This is a genomic window from Pseudarthrobacter sp. DSP2-3-2b1, assembly GCF_049895945.1.
Lineage (GTDB): Bacteria > Actinomycetota > Actinomycetes > Actinomycetales > Micrococcaceae > Arthrobacter.
Map to the genome: position 1 here is coordinate 38,352 of NZ_JAFCTI010000004.1, position 25,046 is coordinate 63,397.

A 25,046-nucleotide genomic window follows, 5' to 3' on the forward strand; every position below is an offset into this window, starting at 1 on the left:
CAGCTGTTTTCCATGAACAGCAGGTGAATTATGCTGGCCAGGGCGGCCAGGGGAGAAACTGCCGAACGTCGACTCTGCAGATTGGGCAACAGGTGGATATCACCTTAATGGTGGCGCTGGTCATCGCGCTGGCACTATTTTTCGACTTCACAAACGGCTTCCATGACACGGCCAACGCGATGGCCACGCCTATCGCCACGGGCGCCATCAAACCCAAGACCGCCGTGACCCTCGCCGCCATCCTGAACCTTGTTGGCGCGTTCCTGTCAACGGAAGTGGCCAAGACCGTCTCCGGCGGCATCATCAAAGAAGGCTCGGACGGCGTACAGATTACGCCGGAGATCATTTTTGCCGGTTTGATGGGCGCCATTCTCTGGAACATGATCACGTGGCTCAAGGGGCTGCCGTCCAGTTCGTCCCACGCTCTTTTCGGTGGCCTGATCGGTGCCGCCATCGCCGGCATCGGCTTCGACTCGGTAAACCTGGAAACCCTGCTCCAGAAAGTCATCCTCCCCGCCATCTTCGCCCCCCTTATTGCCGGCATCGTGGCGTACATCTGCACCAGGCTCGCCTACGCCCTGACAGCCCGCCACGATCCCGAAACCGGCACCAAGCGGACGCAGAGACGCGGCGGCTTCCGGACCGGCCAGATCTTCACCTCCAGCCTTGTGGCGCTGGCCCACGGCACCAATGATGCCCAGAAGACCATGGGTATCATCACCCTGGTCCTGATTGCCGCCGGCACGCAGGCCCCCGGTTCCGGCCCACAGTTCTGGGTTATCGCCGCGTGCGCCATAGCCATCGCGGTGGGCACTTATGCAGGCGGCTGGCGCATTATCAGGACCATGGGATCCGGCCTGACCGAGGTCAAACCGGCCCAGGGTTTCGCGGCGGAGACCAGCACGGCCTCGGCCATCCTGGCATCGTCCCATCTGGGCTTCGCCCTCTCCACCACTCAGGTGGCGTCAGGGTCGGTTATCGGGTCCGGCATGGGCCGTAAAGGCACCACGGTGCGCTGGGGCATGGTAGGCAAGATCGCCGTCGGCTGGCTGTTCACCCTGCCCGCCGCCGGCATCGTCGGGGCACTGACCGCGCTGCTGGTGAAGACCGGCGTCGTGGGCGTGGCGATCGCCGCCGTCGCCGGCACTGCCGCCGTGCTCTTTATGTTCTTTTACTCCCGCAAGTCCCATGTGGGGCACCACAACGCGGTGGAGGTCGAAGAAGCCGGCCAGGCCGTCCGCTTCGCCAAGAAGAAGGCCCTTGCCCGGGCCCGCGCCAGGGCCAACGAGGAAAAGGAAACACAGCGATGAAGTGGATGGAACTGGTGACCGTTGGCGGTGCAACCCTGGTGGCTGCGGTGACAGTGGTGGTCCTGTATTCACTGGGCGTCCGGCTGACCGCCATAGCGGGAGACGCTGAGCAGGCATCACCGGGGTTTAAGCGTTCCCTGGCCTATGTCTGCTTCGGTTTGTGCGGACTCGCTGTCCTGTTCGGGCTTTACCTGATCATTCCGTACTTCTCCAACTAGCCGCCCATGGCTAGGCTGGGTCCATGTCCAGGACCCAGTACTTTGTGGCCGCCTCACTTGACGGTTTTATCGCCACCTCCAAGGACGATCTTGGCTGGTTGCTGCAGTTTGACGGCTTCGAAGGCGGCAAGGAAAGCTACGAAACCTTCATGGAGGGAATCGGCAGCATCGTGATGGGTGGGGAAACCTACGCATGGCTGATGGAGCACGAGCCGGACAACTGGCCCTACCCGGACACTCCCTGCTACGTCTTCACCCGGCACGAGCACAGCGCTCCTGCCGGCTCAGACATTACGTTCGTACGCGGTGACGTCCGGGAATTCATCCAGGACTTCAAGGACGGTGCCGCCGGCAAGAACGTCTGGGTGGTGGGCGGCGGTAACCTGGCCGCCCAGTTCGCTGACGCCGGACTCCTGGACGAGCTCATCCTCTCCGTGATCCCCGTGGTGCTCGGGAACGGCAAAAGGCTGTTGCCGCTGGAAGGCCCGACGCCGCCACTGGAGCTGACAGCGTCCCGCACCATGGGGCGGGGAATTGTGGAGCTGCGGTACCGTCTCGCTGCCGGCGCGGACGCGCCCTGACGCTGTTTAGGCCGCGGGCGCAGCCGCGCCTTAACACTGCTTAGGCGCCGGCGTCCGGCTCCCGGTTGTCGCGGAGCATGTTGGTAATCCTTGCCGTGGAGAGTTTGCGGCCCTCCTCATCGGTCATCACCACTTCGTGGGTTGCCAGCGTCCGCCCCAGGTGGATGGCCGTGCAGGTTCCCGTCACGGTTCCGGCGGCGATCGAGCGGTGATGCGTGGCGTTGACCTCAATCCCCACTGCGTGGCGGCCGGGGCCGGCGTGCATTCCGGAGGCGAAGGAACCCAGCGTTTCGGCCAGCACCACATGGGCGCCGCCGTGCAGGATGCCCGCCACCTGGGTGTTGCCCTCCACCGGCATGGTGGCAACCGTCCGTTCGGGGCTCATCTCCAGGAAGTGGATCCCCATTTTTACCACCAGCGCGCCGATGCCCATCTGGCCCAGCCACCCGTGGAGGTGTTCCGGGATGCCGGCTGTGACCAACTCCTCAGTGAAGGGGCCGGGCGTGAAATTGTCCATCATGGGAACTAGGCTGGCACCTGTGAGTGAAACTACCAAACTGGCCCCTGTACCGTCCTCAACCGATGCCCTGAAGGACAGGTCAGCAACTGAAGTTCCCGTAGTGGCCGCCACCGGCCGGCCCCGCCTGCTGGTGCTGGACGGCCACTCGATGGCCTTCCGGGCCTTCTTCGCGCTGCCGGCGGACAAGTTCTCCACCGCAAACGGCCAGCACACCAACGCCATTCACGGCTTCACCTCCATGCTCATCAACCTGATCAAGGAGCAGCAGCCCACCCACGTCGCCGTCGCCTTTGACGTCTCGGATGACACCACCCACCGCAAGGCCGAGTACAGCGATTACAAGGGCGGCCGGAACGAGACCCCGCGTGAAATGAGCGGCCAGATCGATCTGATCGACCAGGTCATGAACGCCTGGGGCATCAAGACCATCAAGATGCCCGGCTATGAAGCCGATGACATCCTGGCAACGCTTGCCACCATGGGGGAGAAGGCCGGCTACGAGGTCCTCCTGGTCACCGGAGACCGTGACGCGTTCCAGCTCATCACGGACCACGTGTTCGTGCTCTACCCGCGCAAGGGCGTCAGCGACATTCCCCGCCTGGACGCTGCCGCGATCCAGGAAAAGTACTTCGTCACGCCGCCCCAATACTCGGACCTGGCCGCCTTGGTGGGGGAGTCCTCTGACAACCTTCCCGGAGTTCCCGGCGTCGGCCCTAAGACGGCCGCAAAGTGGATCAATCTCTACGGCGGACTCGAAGGTGTCCTGGAGCACCTTGATGCGATCGGCGGGAAGGTGGGCGATGCCCTCCGCGAGAACGTCGAGGACGTCAAGCGCAACCGGCGCCTCAACCGGCTGCACACCGATCTTGTGCTGCCGGTGACTTTGGACGATCTGGCAGAGCCCCGTCCGGACGAGGCAGCACTGGAGCAACTGTTCGACGAACTGGAATTCAAGACCATCAGGGCGCGGCTCTTCGCCCTGTACGGCAGCGAGGATCTGGAACCCGCCGAGCGGGAGAGCGTGGACGTCCCGGCGCACGTGGCGCCCGCCGACGCCCCGGAGCTGGCTGCCTTCCTGGCCGCAGGTGCCGGGAAACGCTCGGCAGTGGCTGTTGATCTGGTGCCCGGCCGGATCGGGGAAGACGCTGCAGCCATCGCCATCGTCCGCGACGATTCAGCGGTGTACATCGACCTCGCAGCCCAGGACGCGGCAGCCGAGAACGTGCTGGCGGAGTGGCTGCGGGACAAGGATTTCCCGAAGGTCATGCACGGTTACAAGGCAGCTCTGAAGGCCCTGTCCAGCCGGGGCCTCGGCCTGGAAGGCGTGGTGGATGACACCTCGATTTCCGGATACCTCATCCAGCCGGACCGCCGCACCTATGAACTCGCCGAGCTGGCCCAGCACCACCTGAACGTCAGCCTTCCGTCCGGGACCGCCAAGGCGGGCCAGCTTGAACTGGCGTTTGACGACGGCGACGCCGCCGCTGCGGGCGAGCTCGTCCAGGTGGCCACCGTCGTCCAGGCCCTCAGCCGTTACTTCGATTCAGAACTGGCAGAGCGGAAGGCCGCAGACCTTTTGGCCACCCTGGAACTTCCCGTCAGCAGGGTCCTGGCGGACATGGAGCTCGCCGGCATCGCCATCGATATGGCACGGATGGACGAACAGCTCGCCGATCTGGCAAAGGTCATCGACAATGCGCAGGAGCTGGCCTTCGCAGCGATCGGCCACGAGGTCAACCTCGGCTCACCCAAACAACTCCAGACGGTCCTCTTCGAAGAACTCCAGCTGCCCAAGACCAAGAAGATCAAGTCCGGCTACACCACCGATGCCGCGTCACTGAAGAACCTGCTGGAAAAGACCGGCCACGAATTCCTGGTCCAGCTCATGGCCCACCGGGAGTCCTCCAAGCTTCGCCAGATGCTCGAATCACTCAAGAAATCCGTGACTGAGGACGGGCGGATCCACACCACGTACGCGCAGAATGTGGCGGCCACGGGCCGGATCTCCTCCAACAACCCCAACCTGCAGAACATCCCCATCCGGAGCGAGGAAGGCCGCCGCGTCCGGGGGATCTTTGTGGTCAGCGAAGGGTATGAATGCCTGTTGTCGGCGGACTACTCGCAGATCGAAATGCGCATCATGGCCCACCTCTCCGGGGATGCGGGGCTGATCCAGGCCTACAAGGACGGCGAAGACCTGCACCGTTTCGTGGGCTCCAACATCTTCCATGTCCCCACCGACCAGGTGACCAGTGCCATGCGCTCCAAGGTCAAGGCGATGTCCTATGGCCTGGCCTACGGACTGACCTCGTTCGGCCTCTCCAAACAGCTGGAGATTTCGGTGGACGAGGCACGGACCCTGATGAAGGAGTACTTCGACCGCTTCGGCGCCGTCCGTGACTACCTCCGCGGAGTGGTGGACCAGGCCCGGATCGACGGCTACACCGCCACTATCGAAGGGCGCCGCCGGTACCTCCCGGACCTGACCAGCACGGACCGGCAGTTGCGGGAAAACGCGGAGCGGATTGCGCTGAACTCGCCTATCCAGGGATCGGCAGCTGACATCATCAAGCGCGCCATGCTCGGAGTGCACTCAGAACTCGCCAGCCAGGGCCTCAAATCGCGCATGCTCCTGCAGGTCCATGACGAACTGGTGCTCGAAGTAGCTGCCGGCGAGCGGGAGTCGGTGGAAAAGCTCGTGACCGAGCAGATGGCCGGCGCCGCCGATCTCACCGTCCCGCTGGAGGTCCAGATCGGTGTAGGTCCGAGCTGGTACGACGCCGGCCACTAGGAACGGGCCATGGGAACAAGGCGGGGCGCGATGGACAAGTACGACATCAAGAAGCAGTTCAAGGAACTGTATGCGCTCCGCGCCGGTGATTTCGAGCTGGTCACCGTCCCGCCAATCAACTACCTGATGCTGGACGGCCAGGGCAACCCGGGGACGGCTCCTGCCTACGCGGCTGCCCTGGAGGCGCTGTACTCGGTTTCCTATGCAGCGAAGTTCGCCAGCAAACGCGCTGGACGGGACTACGTGGTGGGCCCGCTGGAAGGGCTGTGGACGGCGGACGATCCTGAATCGTTCACCCGGGGCGAGAAAGACAGCTGGAAATGGACCATGATGATCCCGCAGCCGCACTGGATCGGCCCCCCGGAGATCGGTGACGCAATCACGAAAGCCACCGCGAAGAACGTCCCCGGGCTGGACAAACTCCGCTTCGAAACCCTCGACGAAGGACTCTCAGTGCAGATCCTGCACATCGGGAGCTATGACGACGAGGCTCCCACGCTGCACCGGCTGCACAGTGAATTCATGCCGGCCAACGGTTTCGGATTTGCGGGTGCACATCATGAGATCTACCTCAGCGACCCCCGCAAGGTGCCTTCGGAGAAGCTCAAAACCATCCTCCGTCAGCCAGTCCGCAAGCTCTGACCTACCCGCGGGCATGGCGTGTTGTTGCTGGCCAGGCCCCGGATGCATTGGCTAGGCTCGGCGATGTGGCTGAACTGAGTGGAAACTACGAAATCAGGCGCTTCGACGCCGCTGCCAAGGGTGAGCACGGCTTCGCCGAAGCGGAAAAGTGGGTTAGGGCGGTCGCCTTCGGCTTTCACGAGTCCACCCGCACGCCGGAGCATGTTGCGAAGTCGCTCGAGACGTATGCGGCAGACCGCCGTGTCCTGACCGGCGCTTACCAGACCGGCGATGTGGCCCCGGGGTCCCTTCCCGCGGATGTCCCGGTAGCCACCTTTGGGACGCTCAGGAAAAGCCTCAACATCGGGTTCGGCCGGATGCTGGAAACGCAGCTGGTCACAGCAGTCACGGTACGGACCTCGCACCGCCGCCGCGGCCTGCTGCGGCGGATGATGTCCGAGGACCTGGCCATTGCCCGGGGCGAAGGGCTCTCGATGGCTGCCCTGACCGCGTCCGAGGGATCCATTTACGGACGGTTCGGCTACGGCGTTGCCAGTTTCGAACGCACGGTGAAAGTTGACACCACCGCCCGCTTCCAGCTGAACCATCAGGCCGCGGGCACCGTGGAGGTAGCCGATTCCAAGGTGCTGCTGGACGTGGCACCCGAGGTTTTCGGCAGGGTCCACCGCGTCACGCCAGGCTCGATCGGCCGCCAGGAGTGGTACCGGCAACTGGCCTCCGGTTCGTTGGGCCGTGACGGCAACGAAGACCCCGCCGTCAAGGTGGCTCTGCACTACGGCCCGGGCAACTCCGTGGACGGCTATGTGTCATACAAGTTCCTGGGCTGGGAGACCGAACCCCACACGGTGCAGGTGGTGGATCTGGTGGCGGCAACCAATGAGGCTTACCTGGAATTGTGGCAGTTCCTGGCCGCCATCGACCTGGTGGAACGGGTCACGTGGGAGGAAGCGCCATTGGACGATCCCCTGACGTGGGCGCTGTCCGATCCCCGCTGCATTGATTCCTCGGACAGCCGGGACATGCTCTGGCTCCGCATCCTGGACGTGACCGGGGCGTTGGAGGCCCGGCACTATCCGGCGGACGGCCGGCTGGTGCTGGAAGTCATGGATCCGCTCGGTCTCACCGGCGGGAGGTTCGCACTCGAAGCCTCAGGCGGCCAGGCCGCCGTCGTACGCCTGGACGGTGAGGCGGAACCCGACCTCACACTGGACGTGTCCGCCCTGTCGTCCGTTTACCTGGGGGCGGTCTGCCCGGTGACTCTCGCTTCCGCCGGCGTCATCCGTGAACACACCCCAGGGGCGGCGCTGCAGGCCCGGCAGCTGTTCGCTGTGGAGCGGGCCACCCACTGCCTCACCCACTTTTAGGCTGACCGCGTTAGTGATTCCGCCGCTGACCGGTGGCGAGTATGGTGAGCCCTGCAGGCACTTTCGGCCAGGACGGCAGCCATGGCAGTTGAATCTGAAGATCGGTCCGCAAGGCTCCGGGAGTGGTACCAGCCCCTGGGCATAAGCCTCGCCCTGGTGACCCTCGCGTCGTCGCTGATTGCCGTGCCGCTCTCAGCAGCGGAACAGCTGAACCTCCCGGACGGCCAGGTCACCGCCTGGGTGATGACAATCTACACACTGCCCTGCGCCGCCGGCCTTGTCCTGACTCTTTATCACCGGCAGCCGCTGTTTCTGACCGGCAACATTTTTGTTCTGATCTTCATTGCTTCCCTCCAGGGACGGCTGACCTTTGCCGAGTTGGCGGGCGCCTCACTGGTGGCCGGCGCCGCCGTCGTGGCCATCACCGCGCTGGGCCTGGCCGAACACCTGGCGCAGCTGATTCCGGAGCCGGTGGTGGTGGGCCTGCTGGCAGGGTCCACCCTGCCGTTTGCCGCCGGCATCTTTACCGGCATGGGTTCGGAGCCCGTGGTCATCGGGGGTGCTTTCCTCGCTTATGTCCTGGGCCGGAAGTATCTCGAGGACCGGGTTCCTGCGATCTTCCTCGCCATGGTGATTGGAATCGCCGCCGCGGTGGCGCTGGGCAGGTTCGGGACTGCCGAAGGCAGTGACGGGCCCGCGCTGCCCGTCCTGACGCTGCCGGTGTTCACCTGGGACGCTGTTCTCACGGCCACGCCGGTCATGGTGGTGCTCATTGTCCTTCAGTCCAACGTGCCGTCGCTGATCTTCCTGCGGGGCGAGGGTTATCGGCCGCCGGTCCGTCTGCTGGATTACGTCAGCGGGCTGGGCACCATGGCGGCGTCCTTCCTGGGACCGGCAGGCCTGTCCCTTTCGTTGCCCGCAACGGCGATGGTGGCCGGGGAGGACGCCGGACCCCACCGGAACCGGCACAGGGCAGTGGTCCTGGTCTACGCTGTGTTCCTGGCCCTGACACCCCTCGCGGTGTTTGCTGCCGGCGTCGCAGGAGTATTGCCGTTGGAGTTGTTGGTGGCAATCGCCGGCCTTGCGGTGATCGGCATTCTCTCGATGGCCCTGAAACGGATGACCAGCGGACCCTTGACACTCGGACCGCTGGTGGCTTTTGCGGTGGCTGTCTCTGACCTTACGATGCTGGGACTGGGGCCCTACTTCTGGTCCCTGGCTTTCGGAGTTGGGGTTTCCTGGATTCTGGAACCGGCCGGCATCCGGGAGCTCCGGACCAAAGCGGGGGAGTTGAGCGCCGGTGCGGAGGGCCAGTGAGGAACCGTGCGCTTTGACCCGTGTTGGCCGCTGCGACTAGAATAAGTGGGCGCGCACTACGTGCTCGTTTCTAGAATCCACAAAATCAGGATGACCCGGCCGGACCGTGCGGTTTGGCCGAGACCTGCGCCTGCGTTCCATAACGCGGGCGCGGTGGTTTTCCTGACCGACTCACTATCCACAACGGAGCCCCTACTACATGACCATCACCTCCACCGAGAAGCCCGGTACCCCCGTAGTCGCCATTAACGACATCGGTACCGCTGAGGACTTCCTCGCAGCAGTCGACGCCACCATCAAGTACTTCAACGACGGAGATCTCGTCGAAGGTACCGTCGTCAAGGTCGACCGCGATGAAGTTCTGCTCGACATCGGTTACAAGACCGAAGGTGTCATCCCCTCCCGCGAGCTGTCCATCAAGCACGACGTTGATCCCGGAGACGTTGTCTCCGTTGGCGATCTCGTCGAAGCCCTGGTGCTCACCAAGGAAGACAAAGAAGGCCGCCTGATCCTCTCCAAGAAGCGTGCTCAGTACGAGCGCGCCTGGGGCGACATCGAGAAGGTCAAGGAAGAAGACGGTGTCGTCACCGGTACCGTCATCGAGGTTGTCAAGGGTGGTCTTATCCTCGACATCGGTCTGCGCGGCTTCCTGCCCGCATCCCTCGTCGAGATGCGCCGCGTGCGCGACCTTGCTCCGTACATCGGTCAGAAGATCGAAGCGAAAATCATCGAGCTGGACAAGAACCGCAACAACGTTGTGCTGTCCCGCCGTGCGTGGCTCGAGCAGACCCAGTCCGAGGTCCGCTCCACGTTCCTCAACAAGCTGGAAAAGGGCCAGGTCCGTCCCGGCGTCGTTTCCTCCATCGTCAACTTCGGTGCATTCGTGGACCTGGGCGGCGTAGACGGCCTCGTTCACGTTTCCGAGCTGTCCTGGAAGCACATCGACCACCCGTCCGAGGTTGTCGAAGTTGGCCAGGAAGTCACCGTCGAAGTTCTCGAGGTCGATCTGGACCGCGAGCGCGTCTCCCTGTCGCTCAAGGCTACGCAGGAAGATCCGTGGCAGACCTTCGCCCGCACCCACGCCCTCGGCCAGGTTGTTCCGGGTAAGGTCACCAAGCTGGTTCCGTTCGGTGCGTTCGTTCGCGTCGAAGACGGCATCGAAGGCCTCGTTCACATCTCCGAGCTGGCTGTGCGCCACGTGGAGCTGGCAGAGCAGGTTGTCTCCGTTGGTGACGAGCTGTTCGTCAAGGTCATCGACATCGACCTCGAGCGCCGCCGCATCTCCCTCTCCCTCAAGCAGGCCAACGAGGGCGTTGACGCCGAGTCCACCGAATTCGATCCGGCTCTCTACGGCATGGCCGCTGAGTACGACGAAGAAGGCAACTACAAGTACCCGGAGGGCTTCGATCCGGAGTCCAACGAGTGGCTTGAAGGCTACGAGAACCAGCGCGCCGCCTGGGAGCAGCAGTACGCTGACGCCCAGACCCGCTGGGAAGCCCACAAGAAGCAGGTTGCCCAGCACGCTGCCGATGACGCTGCAGCTGCAACGTCCGGTGAGAGCGATTCCGGCACCACCAGCTACTCCTCCGAGCCTGCTGCCGAGTCCAACACCGGAGCCGGTACCCTGGCTTCGGACGAGGCTCTCGCAGCTCTGCGTGAGAAGCTGACCGGCAACTAATTTGCCACCTGCCCGGTAAGTCCCGGGCTGACACAACGGGCCCCCTGCGGATTGCAGGGGGCCCGATGTGTTTAACCCGCTCCGCTTCCGTCGTCGGCCCTGCTGCGGCTGGCGGTCAGGGGGAAAGCACGACGACGGCACCCACCGCGCCGTCGTCGTCGTGCGTCAAGGTGGCACCGGCAGCGGTGAGGATGCGCTGGGCGCCGGTATTGGCGGCAGTGGTATGGGCGACCACCTCCTGCAGTCCGGCGCGGCGGGCCTCCACCAGGCCCAGGGCCAACGCCGCACCGCCCAGGCCGCGGCCGCGGTAGCTACGGCCCAGCCAGATGCCGGTCTCCGCCGTGTTGCCTTTTCCGGTGCGCTTGAGCCTGATGCAGCCCGCCGGTTCGCCACCGCAGAGCACCGCCCAGCTCTTTTCCGCGGCCGGACCGTCCAGTCCCGCCGCCGCGGCCCGGTGGTACGCGCGGAACCAGTCGATGCGTGCCGGGTTCCAGTCCGGCCCCTCGCCGAGCGGCGGTGTGACTTCGTCCGGGGACGCATCGCGCAGGGCCAGTTCCAGCAGCTGTGCCAGCAGGGGTTCGTCGATGTCAGCCAGCCGGACGTTGGCCGGCGGCGCTTTAGGGGAGCGGGACATCTGTCCACTCCGTTCCGCCTGGGATTAGGGTGGCTTGCCCCGCGGTGAGGGCCAGGACGCGCTCGGCGGCCGCTGTCATCTCGGCCGGCTGGTCGGGGACAGCCACGCGAAGGACTGTTTCGTGGGCACCATAGCTGGTCTCAGCCATCACCAACCCGGCGGCCCTCAGATCGTTCTCCAGCCGGCCGGCAGCCGCGTGCGGAACGGAGGCTGCGCAGATCCGCAGCCGGCGGCGCCTCACCAGCGGTGCGGTTTCCAGGGCGGCGGACACCGACTCGGAATAGGCGCGCACCAGCCCGCCCGCCCCGAGCAGGATTCCGCCGAAATAGCGGACGACGACGGCAGTGACGTCGCTGAGGTCTGTCGCCCCTGGAGCGGTTTCGCGTTTCAGAAGTGCCTCGAGCATGGGGATTCCGGCCGTGCCCGATGGTTCGCCGTCGTCATTGGACCGTTGGATGTCCCGGTCCGGTCCCAGCACGAACGCTGAGCAGTGGTGGCGGGCATCGTGGAATTCGCGCCGCAGCCCGGCCACGAGGTCCCGTGCGGCCTCCTCGCTGTCCGTGCGGCGGAGCACGGTGATGAACCGGGAGCGTTTGATCTCGATCTCGTGCCGGAAATCCGGTCCTGAGGCCAGGGTCGTGTAAAGCGTCGCCCGGCTGCCTTGCTCTGTCACCGCCCAAGTCTATTGCGGCGCCGCGGCGGTGGCCCCTTGTAGGCTGATGGGGTGCTGAAAATCGGGTTGACGGGCGGCATCGCCTCAGGGAAGTCAGTGGTAGCCGAGCGCCTGGCCGGGTTGGGGGCCCTGTTGGTTGACGCGGATGCGCTGGCGCGGGAGGTTGTTGCACCGGGAACGCCCGGACTGGCCCGCGTGGTGGACGCTTTCGGCGCGGACATGCTGACCGCCGACGGCTCACTGGACCGGGCCAGGCTGGGCGCCCTGGTCTTCGGAAACCCGGCCCAGCGCGAGGTACTGAACGGCATTGTCCACCCCCTGGTCCGGGAAGCGGCGGCAAACATCATTGCCACGGCTGACGAAGGCTCCATTGTTGTCCAGGACATTCCCCTGCTGGTGGAGACCGGGCAGGGCAGCGCCTTCCATCTGGTGCTCGTGGTGGATGCACCGGATGACCTCCGGATTGCACGGATGGTGGAACGCCGCGGCATGACGGCGGAAGAGGCACGGGCCCGTATGGCCTCACAGGCTACTCGCGACGAACGCCTTGCCGCCGCCGACGTCATCCTGGACAACTCCGGCTCCCTCGAGGACCTGGCAGCGCAGGTGGACAGGCTCTGGACGCGGCGGCTGGTGCCCTACGCGCGGAACCTCAAGATCAGCATCCGGGCGCCCCGTCATGGCGGTCCTGTTCTGCACGCCCCGCGTGCTGAATGGCCCCGGAACGCAGAACGGGTGCTGGCGCGGCTCCGTACAGCATTGCAGGACGGTGACGGCGATAGCGTCCTGGCCATTGACCACATCGGTTCAACCTCGGTGCCGGGCCTTGCAGCCAAGGACGTCCTCGATCTCCAGCTGACTGTGCCGGACCTGGGGGCGGCGGATGCGTTGGCGCCAGGACTGGCGGCTGCAGGGTACCCGCGGGTGCCCGGCGTTAACGCAGACCAACCCAAAGCTTCGCGGCCGGATCCCGCAGATTGGGGCAAACGGTTCCATGCCAATGCCGACCCGGGACTGGCCGTGAATCTGCATGTCCGGGCTGCCGGCTCACCCGCGTGGCGGTTCGCACTCTGTTTCCGCGACTGGCTCCGGGCAGATCCAGGTGCTGCGGGGGATTACCTGGCGTTGAAACACCGGCTTGCGGAACTGCACGCCGGCGATCCCGGAATTGATGGCTACGCTGCAGCCAAGGACTCGTGGTTCGCTGCTGCGGAGGCCCGGATGGAGAGGTGGGCCGCCCGCACGGGGTGGGCGCCGCCGTCGTACGGCAGTATTTCCTGAGGGGTCCGGCAAATTCCTGAGGGGCCCGGCGGCGGTGGCGTGCGCTGTTCGCCTGTAACTGATCCGGCTGTTACTGTCGGCCCCCGGTTGTAGATTAGAGGCATGAGCCTTGCCCAGGAGATCAACCGTGTTGTAGCGCCGTTTGAAGTCATCAGCGAGTTCCAGCCGGCCGGTGACCAGCCCGCGGCCATCGCGGAACTGACGGAACGGATCAAAAACGGTGAGAAGGACGTAGTCCTCCTCGGCGCCACCGGCACGGGCAAGAGTGCCACCACAGCCTGGCTCATCGAGCAGATCCAGCGGCCCACCCTGGTGATGGTGCAGAACAAGACCCTCGCTGCCCAGCTGGCCAATGAATTCCGCGAACTGCTGCCAAATAACGCGGTGGAGTACTTCGTCTCCTATTACGACTACTACCAGCCCGAGGCTTACGTGGCGCAGACGGACACTTTCATTGAGAAGGACTCCTCCATCAACGAGGAAGTGGAACGGCTCCGGCACTCCGCCACGAACGCCCTGCTGACCCGCCGCGACGTCATCGTGGTGGCCACAGTGTCCTGCATCTACGGCCTGGGTACTCCTGAGGAATACATCGCCGGGATGGTCACGCTCCGCAAGGGTGCGCAGATGAACCGCGACGATCTGCTGCGGAAGTTTGTCTCCATGCAGTACGCGCGGAACGACATGGACTTCCACCGCGGCACGTTCCGGGTCCGCGGGGACACCGTGGAAATCATCCCCATGTACGAGGAACTGGCCATCCGGATCGAGTTCTTCGGCGACGAAATCGAGAACATCCATACCCTCCATCCGCTGACCGGTGAAGTGATCCGGGACGAAGAGGAAATGTACGTCTTCCCGGCCTCGCACTACGTCGCAGGTCCCGAGCGGATGGCCCGGGCCATCAAGCGGATCGAGGACGAACTCGCCGACCGGCTGCAGGTCCTCGAAAGCCAGAACAAGCTGGTGGAGGCACAACGGCTCCGGATGCGGACCACGTACGACCTCGAGATGATGCAGCAGATGGGGTTCTGCAACGGCATCGAAAACTACTCCTCCCATATTGACGGACGCGCGCCGGGAACCGCTCCGCACTGCCTCATCGATTACTTCCCGGACGACTTCCTGCTGGTCATCGACGAATCCCACGTCACCGTCCCGCAGATCGGCGCCATGTACGAAGGGGACATGTCCCGTAAACGGAACCTGGTGGACTTCGGCTTCCGGCTGCCCTCAGCCATGGACAACCGGCCGCTGAAGTGGGACGAGTTCCTCCAGCGCGTGGGCCAGACCGTCTACCTCTCCGCTACCCCCGGCAAGTACGAACTCGGCAAGGCGGACGGCTTCGTCCAGCAGATCATCCGGCCCACCGGACTGATCGATCCCGAGGTGGTGGTCAAACCCACCAAGGGCCAGATCGATGACCTGCTGGGCGAAATCAAGATCCGCACAGAGAAGAATGAACGCATCTTGGTCACCACCTTGACCAAGCGGATGGCAGAAGACCTCACGGACTACCTGCTGGGCCACGGCATCAGGGTGGAGTACCTGCACTCGGACGTGGACACCCTGCGCCGCGTGGAGCTGCTGCGCGAACTCCGGATGGGCAAGTTCGATGTCCTGGTGGGCATCAACCTTCTCAGGGAAGGCCTGGACCTTCCCGAGGTCTCCCTGGTGAGCATTCTGGACGCTGACAAGGAAGGCTTCCTGCGTTCGTCCACGTCGCTGATCCAGACCATCGGCCGCGCAGCCCGCAACGTCTCGGGGCAGGTGCATATGTACGCGGACCGGATCACCGACTCCATGGCACATGCCATCGATGAGACGAACCGGCGCCGCGCCATCCAGGTGGCGTACAACACCAAACACGGGGTGGACCCGCAGCCGCTGCGGAAGAAGATCGCCGACATCACCGACCAGCTGGCCAAGGAAGACGCCGATACCCAGGAGTTGCTGAAAAACAACCGCCTGGCCAAGGGCGCCAAGCGCGGAAAGTCCGCGGCGAAAGGGGCAGCCCAGGTCCGGGCGGACGGCTTGGCGGCAGCCCCGGCCGAGGACCTGGTGGGGCTTATCGAACAACTGACGGAGCAGATGCACGGTGCTGCAGCGGAACTTCAGTTCGAAGTTGCTGCCCGGATCCGCGACGAAGTCAGCGAGCTCAAGAAGGAACTCCGCCAGATGCAGGCGGCCGGCCACGCCTAGCTGCTGTACAGTTAACGTCCAGTAGGGGAGTATCCCGAGCGCTACGATCGTCAACACGCCAGGCACAGCTGCCTGGCCGGGCGTAGCGGGCCGCCACATCAGCACCAAGTGCACAGGCTGGCCGGAGAGACTTACACCGCTTCTCTGTACCCTGCGAAAGGCTACCCTGTGCTCGAATTGCCTGTGTGGTTCGAGGTCGGCTCTCTTGTCGTCCTTGGCCTGATCCTCTTGATTGACCTGCTTCTTGTGGTCAAGCGTCCCCACGAACCTTCCATGAAGGAAGCCGGCCTCTGGGTCACTTTTTACGTGTCGCTTGCCCTGGTGTTCGCGGGCGCCATGTTCGCCTTCACCGGCGCGGAGTACGGCGGCCAGTTTGTGGCCGGCTGGGTCACCGAATACAGCCTCAGCATCGACAACCTCTTTGTCTTCATCATCATCATGGCCCGGTTCTCCGTGCCCCGTAAGTACCAGCAGGAAGTCCTGATGGTGGGCATCATCATCGCGCTGATCCTGCGCGGCATTTTCATCCTGCTCGGTGCCATCGTGATCGAGCAGTTCAGCTGGGTGTTCTACATCTTCGGCGCCTTCCTACTTTGGACCGCCTGGAAGCAGGCCCAGGATGAAGGTGAGGACGAAGAGGACAAGGAAAACCCGCTCATCGCGCGGATCCGCAAGGTCATCCCCATGTCGGAGAAATTCGACGGCAACAAGATCCGTACCACGGTGGACGGCAAGAAGGTCTTCACCCCCATGCTGATCGTGTTCATCACCATCGGCCTGACCGACCTCCTCTTCGCCGTTGACTCGATCCCGGCGATCTTCGGCCTCACCCAGAGCCCCTTCATCGTCTTCACCGCGAACCTCTTCGCACTGATGGGCCTGCGCCAGCTCTACTTCCTGCTCGGTGGCCTGATGAACCGCCTGATCTACCTGAAGCACGCTCTGTCCTTCATCCTCGCGTTCATCGGCGTGAAGCTCGTCCTGCACGCCATGCACGTAAACGAACTGCCGTTCATCAACGGCGGCAACCACATCGAATGGGCGCCGGAGATCCCCACGTTCGTCTCACTGGCCGTCATCGTCGGCACCATCATCGTCGCCGTGGTTGCCAGCCTGATCAGCTCCAAGGCCAAGACTGCCCACCTGGATCCCCGCCTCGAGGAAGACGTCAAGAAGAGCCTCTCCGACGCCGAGTAAAGCGGTCCTCCGCTCACAGCTCCAGCTCACAGCTTGAAACAACGATCCCGGCCGCACCAGCGGCCGGGATCGCTGTTTAAGCCAGCCCTGGAACGTAAAAAATCCCCTCTGTAGGACCGGCGCGTCCAGGACTATGCTCGGGTTATGGCCCGCACCCTGATGCCGGACAGCGGAGTGCGCCAGGTGCAGCGCCGCACCGTGGTGCTGTTGAGCGTTGCGCAGGTTTTTGCCGGGCTCGGGACCGGTGCAACGGTATCCATCGGTTCGATCCTGGCCGTTGAACTCTCCGGTTCCACCGCGTGGGCCGGTGCTGTGGCCACCGTGATGACTCTGGGGGCCGCGCTGGCCGCCCTTCCCCTTGCCGCGCTGGCAGACCGCCGGGGGCGCCGCATCGGCCAGGTCCTGGGGCTTGCTGCGGCTTTCCTGGGCGCCGTTTTGATCATGCTGTCGGTGGTGGCGGGTCAGTTCGTCTTGCTGGTCGTGGGGGCCGCAGGGATCGGCGTGGGCACCGCGGCCAGCCTTCAGGCCCGCTTCGCCGCCGTCGATCTCGCAGATCCTGAGCACCGCGGCAGGTCCTTGTCCGCGGTGGTGTGGGCTGTGACTGTCGGGGCTGTGGCCGGACCCAACCTGATCCAGCCGGGGGCGGCGGTGGGCGTGGCCCTGGGCTTGCCTCCGGTTGCGGGTCCCTTCGTGATCTCTGCCGCCGGCCTCCTGCTGGCTACGGTTCTCCTTTTTATTGGCCTCCGGCCAGACCCGCTGTTGCTGGCACGGGAACTCGCTGCCCGGCAAGGCAGCAGCGCGGGTGGCACCCAGCAGGACCCGCCGCGCGGGGAAACGCCGCCGAGTGCTTCGCCTCAGGGCAGGCCGGCCGGGTCACTGGTCCGCGGCATACGGGCCATCCGCGGGTCCCGGGCCGCTGTACTGGCGCTGGCCGCCGTGGTGGGAGCCCATGCCATCATGGTTGGGGTTATGTCCATGACCCCGTTGCACCTGCAGGAGCTCGTGGAAGGTCCGGCTGCATCCCATGCAGGCCACGCGGCTTCGGGGGATGTACTGGTGATCATCGGGTTTACCATCTCGCTGCACATCGCCGGGATGTTCGCGCTGTCCCCGGTGATGGGGTGGCTGACCGACAAGGTGGGCAGGACAGAGACCATCCTCATCGGATTCGCTACGCTGATCACCGCTGTCCTGGTGGCCGGCTTTGGCCAGACCTCTACTGTGGCCGTAGCCGTGGGGCTGGTCCTGCTCGGTCTGGGCTGGTCGGCGTCCACCATCTCCGGCTCCACGCTCCTGGCTGAGAGCGTGGGCCAGGAGTCCCGTGTCATGGTCCAGGGCGTCTCGGACATGTTCATGGGCGTCGCCGGTGCGGTGGGCGGGGCCACGTCCGGGCTGGTGCTCAGCTGGGCAGGCTACCTGGGTTTGAACATGCTGGGCGGTGTCGTTGCGGTGGCGGTACTGGCAGCCGCGCTCCTGACCCTTGTGCCGCGGCAGCGCAAGTCAGTTGCGGGCTGAGCGCACCATCCCCAGCAGCCGGCCGAAAATGGCTTCGCCGTCGTCGGAGATGCCGTCATGGTGGAACTCGCCCGTCTCCCAGACCTGGAGCCCGCGGACCGCCGCAGCGGTTTCCATGGACAGGTGGCGGTCCACGTAGATGTCGTCGCGGTAGACCGCCGCGGCCACCGGCACGGTGTTCGCCGCCAATTGAGGCCGGTTGTACAGCGGCTTCCAGTCCTTTTTGCCGGCCACCAGTTCGGCCACCTCCTGCAGCGGACTGAGCGCCGGGTCCTGCTCGAAGTACCAGGGGTAGACCATCTCGCCGGTCAGGAGCAGCGGCTCGGCATCAGGACGGAATTCGGGGTAATCCTGCAGCACCCGCCACGCAGCCCAGCCGCTTGCCTGTCCCTGGCCATAGATCGATTCGTGCATGAGGGCGTAGAGCGGATTGGCCAGGCGGGACACGATGCCCTGCACCTGCTCGAGGAACCCGTCGGAGAGCCTGGTGCCCTGCGCCGTCTCGGTAAAAGCATCCTCCAGAAGGTAATGCAGCCCGTCCACCCTGGTGTTGCCGCCCAGGAACGACCCCACCATCTGGAACCGTTCCACGGTGAGGCGGCCGCCTTCGGGCAGGAATTCCGGGGTCTGCCGGAGGTGGGCCGCAATGCGCTCCACTGTCCGGCGGTCTTCCGGGTACCAGCTGAAGTATTCGGCGTTGCGGGCGGCCACGCGCTGGAAGGTTGCCCGGTAGACGTGGTCGGCCGGGCCGGTGAGCGGCGCCAGCCCGCCGGTGATGAGTGCCTCGCGAAGACCTTCCGGAGCGAAGGAGAGATAGCTGAGGGCGCAGAATCCGCCGTAGCTCTGCCCGTAGATGCTCCAGGGGCCGGAGCCGAGAGCCGCGCGGATGAGTTCGGCGTCGGCAACGATGGAGTCCGCCCGGAAGTGCTCCAGGTACGCAGCCTGCGCTTCGGTTGTCCCGCGCTGCGGCAGCGTGTTCCGGTCGATGGGCGATGACAGCCCGGTTCCGCGCTGGTCCAGCATCAGGATCCGGAAGTCACGGGCTGCGGCCTTGCTCCAGCCGTTGAGGGAGGCAAGCCTGTTGCCGCGCCCGCCCGGGCCGCCTTGCAGGAACAACAGCCAAGGAAGCTTGTCAGCCTCCGCCGCGGTGTGCGCTGCCGAAACGTATTCGCGCGCAAAGACAGTGATGGTCTCCGGCCCTGCCCCATGGCCTTCGCTGGAAGCGAAGTGGTCCAGCGGCACGGTGAAGTAGTGTTCTGCGGTGCGCATGCCGCGGAATTCGTGGCGCGCCCTGACCGTGTGGGGGACTTCCGTCCTGGTTCTCACGGCAGTGGCCCGGTCCGACAGCTCAGGCACGGGACGCCGCCGTCGTGCTGCTGCCAAACTGCTCCAAAGCGGTTCCGGTCAGCCGGAAGGTCGACCAGCCGTCCATGGGCCCGGCGCCGAGGCTGCGGTAAAAGTTTATGGACGGTTCATTCCAGTCCAGGACACTCCATTCCACCCTGGCGTACCCGTTTTCGACGGCGGTGGCGGCCAGGTGCCGCAGAAGCGCCTTGCCGTGGCCCTCGCCGCGGGCGTGGGGACTGACGTAGAGGTCCTCGAGGTAGATGCCGTGGACGCCTTCCCAGGTGGAGTAATTCAGGAACCACAGGGCGAACCCCTGGACCTCGCCCGCGGCGTTCCCGGCCATGGTTGCAAAAACGCGGGGATTCTCGCCGAACAGGGCCTCCGTGAGCTTTTCCGGGGTGTTGCGGACGGCGTCCGGTTCCTTCTCGTAGATGGCCAGTTCGTGGATCATCTGCAGGATTGCGGGGACATCGTGCCGGGTGGCGGGGCGGATTACACTCATGCGTCGAGTTTACTAGGGCCGCATGGGCCTCACGGGCCGCTCCCTAAGCCAGCGCAGCGGCAACGTACCGTAGCGGACGGGTCCCTGGGTGTAGTCAAGAGGTACGCCGTCAGCCATGACGGGCGGCCCGACATACCGCAGCGGGCCATACGGACTGTCCATGAAGCGGAATTCGGGTTCAGGCAGGGGACCGGCGGGAGCAGTCACTGCCGGGAGCCGAAGCAGTTCTTCAGCGGTGCGGGCCAGGGAAAGCCGGGCCAGCCCGCCTGAACCGCTGCTGAGGCGTTCCGCCAGCAAAGCCATGGCTGCCGCAGCAAGGCCATATCCCGTGGCGTGGTCCAGTGCCTGTACGGGCAGGGCGCCGGGTTTCCACCCGCCGTCGGTGGTGCGTCCATACAGGTCAGCAATGCCACACGCCGCCTGCACCAGGCTGTCGAACCCGCGGCGTCCGTTCCAGGGACCTGCGCTGCCCCACGCGCTGAGGCTGACCACCACCAGACCGGGCCGGGCCGCCAGCAATTCATCCGGCCCCAGCCCAAACCGGTCCAGGCTGCCTTCGCGGTAGCCAAGGACCACCACGTCGGCCGTATTGGCGAGATCCCTGATGGCCTCCAACGCCGCAGGGTTCCGCAAGTCGGCCTCGGCACTTGCCTTGTCAAAGCCCGAGTCAATGAACGCGTCCTGCAGCTCCGGCAGCTGGGGAGGGTCGATCCGCAGCACCTCCGCCCCGAGGGCGCCCAGGAGACGCGTAGCGGCGGGGCCGGCGATCACCCGGGTCAGGTCCAGAACCCTCAGCCCTGACAGGGGGCGGAGCGGGTCAGCGGAGCGAACCCACGACGGCGGCGGCTTGCTTCCGTGGGAAGCCGCCGGAGGGCGTGAGAGCGAGATCCATGGCCCCGCAGCGGCAGCCGTATGCATGGGAGTGGAGACCCAGCCGTCCCGGCTGCGGACAGCTGCGGCGACGCCCTTGGCAGCGACGACGGTTTCTTCCGCTGCCAGGGACGTCATCTGCAGCAAGGCGTGTTCCACGCCCTGCGCTGTGCTGACGGAGAAGGCCGCCATCAGCCGGGCTGCGTGGTGCGGATAGTTGGCATGCAGGCGGATCCAGCCGTCCGTGGTTGGCCGGAAACCGGACAGCGGAGCAAAACCTTCGGGCCTTGTTCCCCCGATCCGCAAGTGGCCCAAGGAATCGAAGGCTGGCGCCACCGGGCCCGCAGCACTGGAATACCGCCCGGTGTCCGTCAGTGCATTGAGCGCTGTTGCTGCGGCCTGGACGGACCCCGCGGCAAGTCCCTCAACATCCAGCGGGCCACCCCACCACCGCCGTGGACCAGAAATGGGTGCCAGCGGCTGTGACTCCATGGCGTCCAGAACCCGCAGACTTCCGGTGAGGTCTGGGACGGATTCCACGGTGGGACTGCCTAGAGCCGGTTCACGTCTGTCACGCTGACCACCGCAGTGCCGGTCTCATCCGAGGCTGCGAGGTCCACCACGGCGGAGATTCCCCAATCATGGTTGCGTTCGGGGTCATCAAAGATCTGCCGCACCTTCCACCGTCCGGGCTCTTCAGTGATGATGAGCAATCCGGGTCCGCGGGCGTCCGGGCCCGTCCCGATGTCGTTGTGCTCATCGAAGTAGTCGTCCAGGACGTCCTCCCAGCGGTCCGCATCCCAGCCTGCTGCGCTGTCCAGGTCGCCCAGCGCGGCCGCGTTTTCGTCGGCGAACAGTTCCACGCGGCGGAACATCTCGTTGCGGACCATCACGCGGAAGGCGCGGATGTTGGAGGTCAGCGACGGCGGCGGGGGAGGCGGTGCGTCGTGGGGTGTCGGCGCGGCGCCGGAGGTCAGTTCCTCCCATTCGTCCAGCAGGCTGGAGTCGACCTGCCGGACCAGTTCCCCGAGCCACGCGATGAGGTCCTCCAGGTCCTCCCGGAGCATGTCCTGCGGAACGGTCTGGCGCAGCGCCTTGAAGCAGTCGGCGAGGTAGCGCAGCACGATTCCCTCGGAGCGGGCCAGGCCGTAGAACTGGACGAATTCGCCGAAGTTCATGGCACGCTCGTACATGTCCCGGACCACGGACTTCGGAGCCAGCTCGAAGTCACCTACCCACGGAGCAGCTTTCCGGTAGACCTCGAAGGCTTCGCCCAGGAGCTCCGCCAGCGGCTGCGGGTAGGTAACCTCCTCCAGCATCGCCATGCGTTGGTCGTACTCGATGCCGTCCGCCTTCATGGCCGCGATGGCTTCACCGCGGGCCTTCTTCTGCTGGGCCGAGAGGATCTGCCGCGGCTTTTCGAGGGTCGCCTCGATCACCGAGACCACGTCCAGGGCGTACGACGGCGAGTCCGGGGCGAGCAGTTCCAGCGCCGCCAGCGCAAACGGCGAGAGCGGCTGGTTGAGGGCGAAGTTCGGCTGGAGGTGCACTGTAAGCCGGACGGTCCTGCCGTCGGCACCCTGCTGTTCGGGCGGGATGCGCTCCACCACCTCCGCGGCAAGGAGCTCGCGGTAAATCCCCAGGGCCTTTTTCATCAGCTGGAGTTGCGAGGACCGGGATTCGTGGTTTTCCGTCAGGAGGCGGCGTGCGGCCGTGAACGGGTCGCCGGGGCGTTCCATCAGGTTCATCAGCATGGAGTGGGTGACGCTGAAACTTGAGTTCAGGGGATCGGGCACAGACTCGACCAGGCGCTTGAAGGTGGGTTCGCCCCAGGACACGAATCCTTCCGGCGGCTTCTTCTTGACCACCTGGCGGAGCTTCTTCTGGTCATCACCAAATTTGGCGGTGGCCTTGGCCATGGCCTTCACGTTTTCAATGACGTGCTCGGGGGCCTGGACCACCACTGTCCCGGCGGTGTCATACCCGGCGCGGCCGGCCCGTCCGGCGATCTGGTGAAACTCCCGGGAGTTAAGCGGGCGGGTGCGTACGCCGTCGTACTTGCTCAAAGCGGTGAGCAGGACGGTTCGGATGGGCACGTTGATGCCCACACCCAGCGTGTCCGTTCCGCAGATCACCTTGAGCAGGCCGGCCTGAGCCAGCTGCTCCACCAGGCGTCGGTACTTCGGCAGCATGCCGGCGTGATGGACACCGATTCCATGCCGGACCAGCCTGTTGAGGGTCTTCCCGAACCCGGCAGCGAAGCGGAAGTTCGCGATCAGCTCCGCAATTTTGTCTTTTTCCTCACGCGTACACACATTGATGCTCATCAGCGTCTGGGCACGGTCGATAGCCTCGATCTGGCTGAAGTGCACCACGTAGACGGGTACCTGCCGGGTGGAGAGCAGCTCTTCCAGGGTCTCGTGGACCGGGGTCTGGTGGTAGTAGTAGTGCAGCGGAATGGGCCGCTCTGCTGAACTGACCGTGGTGGTTGGGCGGCCGGTGAGTTCGGTGATGCCCTTCTCGAACCTGCTGACATCGCCCAGGGTGGCGGACATCAGGAGGAACTGTGCCTGCGGAAGTTCGAGCAACGGGACCTGCCACGCCCAGCCGCGCTGCGGATCGGAGTAGAAGTGGAATTCGTCCATGATCACCGAGCCCAGGTCCGCGCCGGCTCCTTCACGCAGGGCGATGTTGGCAAGGATCTCCGCGGTGCAGCAGATGATCGGTGCGCTCTGGTTGACGCCGGAGTCTCCGGTGATCATGCCCACGTTCTCGGCCCCGAAGATCTCGCACAGGGCAAAGAACTTCTCCGAGACAAGCGCCTTGATGGGGGCTGTGTAGTAACTCCGCTCGCCCCGGGCCATTGCCTGGAAATGGGCTGCGATGGCCACGAGCGACTTTCCCGAACCTGTGGGGGTGGCGAGGATGACGTTGGCGCCGGTGGCCAGCTCCATGATGGCTTCGTCCTGGGCGGCGTAGAGTTCCAGGCCCCGGCTTTCGGTCCACTCAAGGAATCGTGTGTAGAGGGCGTCCGGGTCCATGCCTGCGCCGGAGGCGTTCGGGGCGGGCAGGACGGGCAGCTGGTCAACGAGTTTCATTGTTTTCCAGCTTAGTGCCCAGCGGGATCCGGGGATCCGGGCAAGGGCGTATTAGGCTCGCGGTATGGCCACAGACGCAACGCACCATGGCGAAACCATGATGTGGGACCCCGTGAAGTACGTTCAGTTCGGCGACGCCCGTGACAGGCCTTTCTTTGACCTCACCGGCAGGGTCCAGGCGGATGGCCCGCTGAATGTTGTTGACCTGGGTTGTGGACCCGGGAACCTCACGGCAACCCTTGCCGGCCGCTGGCCGGAAGCACGCGTCACGGGAATCGACTCCTCCGCCGCGATGCTTGCCAAAGCCGGTGTCCATGCGGAGGCGAATCGGGGACTGAGCTTCCAGCTGGCAGACATTGCTGACTGGATGCCGGCCGCAGACACCGATGTAGTTGTCACCAACGCTGCTCTTCAGTGGCTGCCAGGCCATCAGGAGATGATGGCGCGTTGGCTCAAGGCGCTCAAGCCTGGCGCCTGGTTCGCCATGCAGGTCCCGGGGAACTTCAATGCGCCCTCTCATCTGCTGATGCGGGACCTGGCCGGCTCGGCAGCCTGGGCGGCCAAACTGGATGGCGTGCTCCGGGGAGGTGAATCAGTGGGGGAGCCTGCTGACTATTTGCGCATCATGCTGGACGCTGGCTGCACCGCGGACGCCTGGGAGACCACATACCTCCAGCTCCTGCCGGGCGCCGATCCAGTCCTCGAGTGGGTCCGCGGCACAGCCCTGCGGCCTGTCCTGGCTGCCCTCTCCACCGACGATGGCCGGGCTTTCGAAGCGGAGTACGCCGTCCGTCTGCGGGCAGCCTATCCGGCAACCGGCCATGGGACGGTCTTTCCATTCCGGCGGATTTTTGCCGTGGCCCGGAAGGGGCGCCAATGACCGCGGGCGCTTCCTTCCCAGGGAACTGGAAGCCCAACCAGGCCAGCACGGTAGCCCTCTACGAGCAGCTGCGCCTGCATGTCATCAGGCTCGCGGACAACGGAGAACTGCCGCCCGGGACCAGGCTGCCGGCTGTCCGGACTCTGGCCGGCCTCCTTGAGGTGGCGCCGCATACCGTCGCCAGGGCGTACAAGGAGCTTGAAGCGGCAGGGGTAGTCGCCACCAAAGGCAGGAACGGCACAGTGGTTTGCGCCCGTGACGAACGCCTGGACGCGTTGTCCCTTGCCGCCAATGCCTATGCGTCAGTGGCGAAGGCCCAGGGCGCCACCTTTGCCGAAGCAGTCAAGCTGCTCGCGGCCGCGTACGACGCCGGCTGATGCGGCCACCGAGGCACCCGCATGGATATTCGAAGAAGTTTTCGATTAG

The 25,046-nt window shown here is 65.0% G+C and carries 21 protein-coding genes; 14 read left to right on the forward strand and 7 right to left on the reverse strand.

Features of this window, described 5'->3' with window-relative positions; genetic code table 11:
* The first annotated feature begins 92 nt into the window (after positions 1 to 92).
* The 3 genes from ACP7AX_RS06720 to ACP7AX_RS06730 are packed head-to-tail and all read left to right on the forward strand — an operon-like array spanning position 93 to position 2,109.
* Entirely contained in the window at positions 93 to 1,310 is a 1,218-nt protein-coding gene (locus ACP7AX_RS06720; RefSeq protein WP_426225868.1) for an anion permease, read from the forward strand.
* Entirely contained in the window at positions 1,307 to 1,528 is a 222-nt protein-coding gene (locus ACP7AX_RS06725; protein WP_426225869.1) for a hypothetical protein, read from the forward strand. The genes ACP7AX_RS06720 and ACP7AX_RS06725 overlap by 4 nt, the downstream gene beginning before the upstream one ends.
* Positions 1,529 to 1,551: 23 nt before the next feature.
* Positions 1,552 to 2,109: a dihydrofolate reductase family protein gene (locus ACP7AX_RS06730; protein ID WP_426225870.1), complete on the forward strand. Its 558-nt coding sequence runs from the start codon at positions 1,552 to 1,554 to the stop codon at positions 2,107 to 2,109.
* A gap of 40 nt (positions 2,110 to 2,149) precedes the next feature.
* Here ACP7AX_RS06730 and ACP7AX_RS06735 read toward each other — a convergent pair whose 3' ends face one another.
* Complete coding sequence (locus ACP7AX_RS06735; protein ID WP_108599320.1) at positions 2,150 to 2,629, reverse strand: PaaI family thioesterase; 480 nt, start codon at positions 2,627 to 2,629, stop codon at positions 2,150 to 2,152.
* A 148-nt stretch (positions 2,630 to 2,777) separates the two neighbouring features.
* Here ACP7AX_RS06735 and polA point away from each other — a divergent pair, with 148 nt between their 5' ends.
* The 5 genes from polA (at position 2,778) to rpsA (ending at position 10,421) form a co-directional block, all read left to right on the forward strand.
* On the forward strand, positions 2,778 to 5,420 hold the full coding sequence (polA, locus tag ACP7AX_RS06740; protein ID WP_426225997.1) for a DNA polymerase I: 2,643 nt from the start codon (positions 2,778 to 2,780) through the stop codon (positions 5,418 to 5,420).
* Between the two features lie 9 nt (positions 5,421 to 5,429).
* Entirely contained in the window at positions 5,430 to 6,062 is a 633-nt protein-coding gene (locus ACP7AX_RS06745) for a GyrI-like domain-containing protein (protein WP_426225871.1), read from the forward strand.
* Positions 6,063 to 6,136: 74 nt separating this feature from the next.
* Entirely contained in the window at positions 6,137 to 7,426 is a 1,290-nt protein-coding gene (locus ACP7AX_RS06750) for a GNAT family N-acetyltransferase (RefSeq protein ID WP_426225998.1), read from the forward strand.
* A gap of 81 nt (positions 7,427 to 7,507) precedes the next feature.
* Complete coding sequence (locus tag ACP7AX_RS06755) at positions 7,508 to 8,743, forward strand: benzoate/H(+) symporter BenE family transporter (protein ID WP_426225872.1); 1,236 nt, start codon at positions 7,508 to 7,510, stop codon at positions 8,741 to 8,743.
* A gap of 199 nt (positions 8,744 to 8,942) precedes the next feature.
* Positions 8,943 to 10,421, forward strand: coding sequence for a 30S ribosomal protein S1 (gene rpsA, locus ACP7AX_RS06760; RefSeq protein ID WP_131681466.1), 1,479 nt, complete (start codon positions 8,943 to 8,945; stop codon positions 10,419 to 10,421).
* Between the two features lie 115 nt (positions 10,422 to 10,536).
* Here rpsA and ACP7AX_RS06765 read toward each other — a convergent pair whose 3' ends face one another.
* A complete protein-coding gene (locus tag ACP7AX_RS06765; RefSeq protein WP_426225873.1) occupies positions 10,537 to 11,055 on the reverse strand; it encodes a GNAT family N-acetyltransferase in 519 nt (172 codons plus the stop codon).
* On the reverse strand, positions 11,039 to 11,728 hold the full coding sequence (locus ACP7AX_RS06770; protein WP_131681464.1) for a YigZ family protein: 690 nt from the start codon (positions 11,726 to 11,728) through the stop codon (positions 11,039 to 11,041). The genes ACP7AX_RS06765 and ACP7AX_RS06770 overlap by 17 nt, the downstream gene beginning before the upstream one ends.
* A 51-nt stretch (positions 11,729 to 11,779) precedes the next feature.
* Between ACP7AX_RS06770 and coaE the strand changes: the two genes are divergently transcribed.
* The 4 genes from coaE to ACP7AX_RS06790 all read left to right on the forward strand — a co-directional run bounded on the left by coaE (position 11,780) and on the right by ACP7AX_RS06790 (position 17,923).
* Positions 11,780 to 13,009: a dephospho-CoA kinase gene (coaE, locus tag ACP7AX_RS06775; protein WP_426225874.1), complete on the forward strand. Its 1,230-nt coding sequence runs from the start codon at positions 11,780 to 11,782 to the stop codon at positions 13,007 to 13,009.
* Between the two features lie 102 nt (positions 13,010 to 13,111).
* The gene (uvrB, locus tag ACP7AX_RS06780; RefSeq protein ID WP_426225875.1) at positions 13,112 to 15,211 is read left to right on the forward strand and encodes an excinuclease ABC subunit UvrB; all 2,100 of its coding nucleotides are present in this window, start codon (positions 13,112 to 13,114) and stop codon (positions 15,209 to 15,211) included.
* Between the two features lie 168 nt (positions 15,212 to 15,379).
* Positions 15,380 to 16,408, forward strand: a complete 1,029-nt coding sequence (locus ACP7AX_RS06785) for a TerC/Alx family metal homeostasis membrane protein (RefSeq protein ID WP_131681461.1) — start codon at positions 15,380 to 15,382, stop codon at positions 16,406 to 16,408.
* Between the two features lie 144 nt (positions 16,409 to 16,552).
* Complete coding sequence (locus ACP7AX_RS06790) at positions 16,553 to 17,923, forward strand: MFS transporter (RefSeq protein ID WP_426225876.1); 1,371 nt, start codon at positions 16,553 to 16,555, stop codon at positions 17,921 to 17,923.
* Here the strand turns inward: ACP7AX_RS06790 and ACP7AX_RS06795 are convergent.
* From ACP7AX_RS06795 to ACP7AX_RS06810, 4 genes are all read right to left on the reverse strand, one after another.
* Complete coding sequence (locus ACP7AX_RS06795; protein WP_426225877.1) at positions 17,909 to 19,192, reverse strand: alpha/beta fold hydrolase; 1,284 nt, start codon at positions 19,190 to 19,192, stop codon at positions 17,909 to 17,911. The two genes, ACP7AX_RS06790 and ACP7AX_RS06795, sit on opposite strands and share 15 nt — an antisense overlap.
* Positions 19,193 to 19,271: 79 nt before the next feature.
* Positions 19,272 to 19,772, reverse strand: coding sequence for a GNAT family N-acetyltransferase (locus tag ACP7AX_RS06800; RefSeq protein WP_131681459.1), 501 nt, complete (start codon positions 19,770 to 19,772; stop codon positions 19,272 to 19,274).
* Positions 19,773 to 19,784: 12 nt separating this feature from the next.
* Positions 19,785 to 21,182 (reverse strand): CoA transferase, encoded by a 1,398-nt coding sequence (locus tag ACP7AX_RS06805; protein WP_426225878.1) that lies wholly within the window; start codon positions 21,180 to 21,182, stop codon positions 19,785 to 19,787.
* Between the two features lie 11 nt (positions 21,183 to 21,193).
* Positions 21,194 to 23,740: a DEAD/DEAH box helicase gene (locus tag ACP7AX_RS06810; RefSeq protein WP_426225879.1), complete on the reverse strand. Its 2,547-nt coding sequence runs from the start codon at positions 23,738 to 23,740 to the stop codon at positions 21,194 to 21,196.
* Positions 23,741 to 23,837: 97 nt separating this feature from the next.
* Here ACP7AX_RS06810 and ACP7AX_RS06815 point away from each other — a divergent pair, with 97 nt between their 5' ends.
* Together ACP7AX_RS06815 and ACP7AX_RS06820 are read left to right on the forward strand one after the other, a co-directional pair.
* A complete protein-coding gene (locus ACP7AX_RS06815; RefSeq protein WP_426225999.1) occupies positions 23,838 to 24,620 on the forward strand; it encodes a trans-aconitate 2-methyltransferase in 783 nt (260 codons plus the stop codon).
* Positions 24,617 to 24,997, forward strand: a complete 381-nt coding sequence (locus ACP7AX_RS06820) for a GntR family transcriptional regulator (protein ID WP_426225880.1) — start codon at positions 24,617 to 24,619, stop codon at positions 24,995 to 24,997. Before ACP7AX_RS06815 ends, ACP7AX_RS06820 begins: the two co-directional genes overlap by 4 nt.
* Positions 24,998 to 25,046 lie beyond the last annotated feature (49 nt).

Bases quoted from the DNA above. Each gene is read 5' to 3' on its own strand.
- ACP7AX_RS06725 (WP_426225869.1), top strand. From the start codon at position 1,307: ATGAAGTGGATGGAACTGGTGACCGTTGGCGGTGCAACCCTGGTGGCT.
- ACP7AX_RS06730 (WP_426225870.1), top strand. From the start codon at position 1,552: ATGTCCAGGACCCAGTACTTTGTGGCCGCCTCACTTGACGGTTTTATC.
- ACP7AX_RS06735 (WP_108599320.1), bottom strand. From the start codon at position 2,629: ATGATGGACAATTTCACGCCCGGCCCCTTCACTGAGGAGTTGGTCACA.
- polA (WP_426225997.1), top strand. From the start codon at position 2,778: ATGGCCTTCCGGGCCTTCTTCGCGCTGCCGGCGGACAAGTTCTCCACC.
- ACP7AX_RS06745 (WP_426225871.1), top strand. From the start codon at position 5,430: ATGGGAACAAGGCGGGGCGCGATGGACAAGTACGACATCAAGAAGCAG.
- ACP7AX_RS06755 (WP_426225872.1), top strand. From the start codon at position 7,508: ATGGCAGTTGAATCTGAAGATCGGTCCGCAAGGCTCCGGGAGTGGTAC.
- rpsA (WP_131681466.1), top strand. From the start codon at position 8,943: ATGACCATCACCTCCACCGAGAAGCCCGGTACCCCCGTAGTCGCCATT.
- ACP7AX_RS06765 (WP_426225873.1), bottom strand. From the start codon at position 11,055: ATGTCCCGCTCCCCTAAAGCGCCGCCGGCCAACGTCCGGCTGGCTGAC.
- uvrB (WP_426225875.1), top strand. From the start codon at position 13,112: ATGAGCCTTGCCCAGGAGATCAACCGTGTTGTAGCGCCGTTTGAAGTC.
- ACP7AX_RS06790 (WP_426225876.1), top strand. From the start codon at position 16,553: ATGGCCCGCACCCTGATGCCGGACAGCGGAGTGCGCCAGGTGCAGCGC.
- ACP7AX_RS06795 (WP_426225877.1), bottom strand. From the start codon at position 19,192: ATGCGCACCGCAGAACACTACTTCACCGTGCCGCTGGACCACTTCGCT.
- ACP7AX_RS06800 (WP_131681459.1), bottom strand. From the start codon at position 19,772: ATGAGTGTAATCCGCCCCGCCACCCGGCACGATGTCCCCGCAATCCTG.
- ACP7AX_RS06810 (WP_426225879.1), bottom strand. From the start codon at position 23,740: ATGAAACTCGTTGACCAGCTGCCCGTCCTGCCCGCCCCGAACGCCTCC.
- ACP7AX_RS06815 (WP_426225999.1), top strand. From the start codon at position 23,838: ATGATGTGGGACCCCGTGAAGTACGTTCAGTTCGGCGACGCCCGTGAC.
- ACP7AX_RS06820 (WP_426225880.1), top strand. From the start codon at position 24,617: ATGACCGCGGGCGCTTCCTTCCCAGGGAACTGGAAGCCCAACCAGGCC.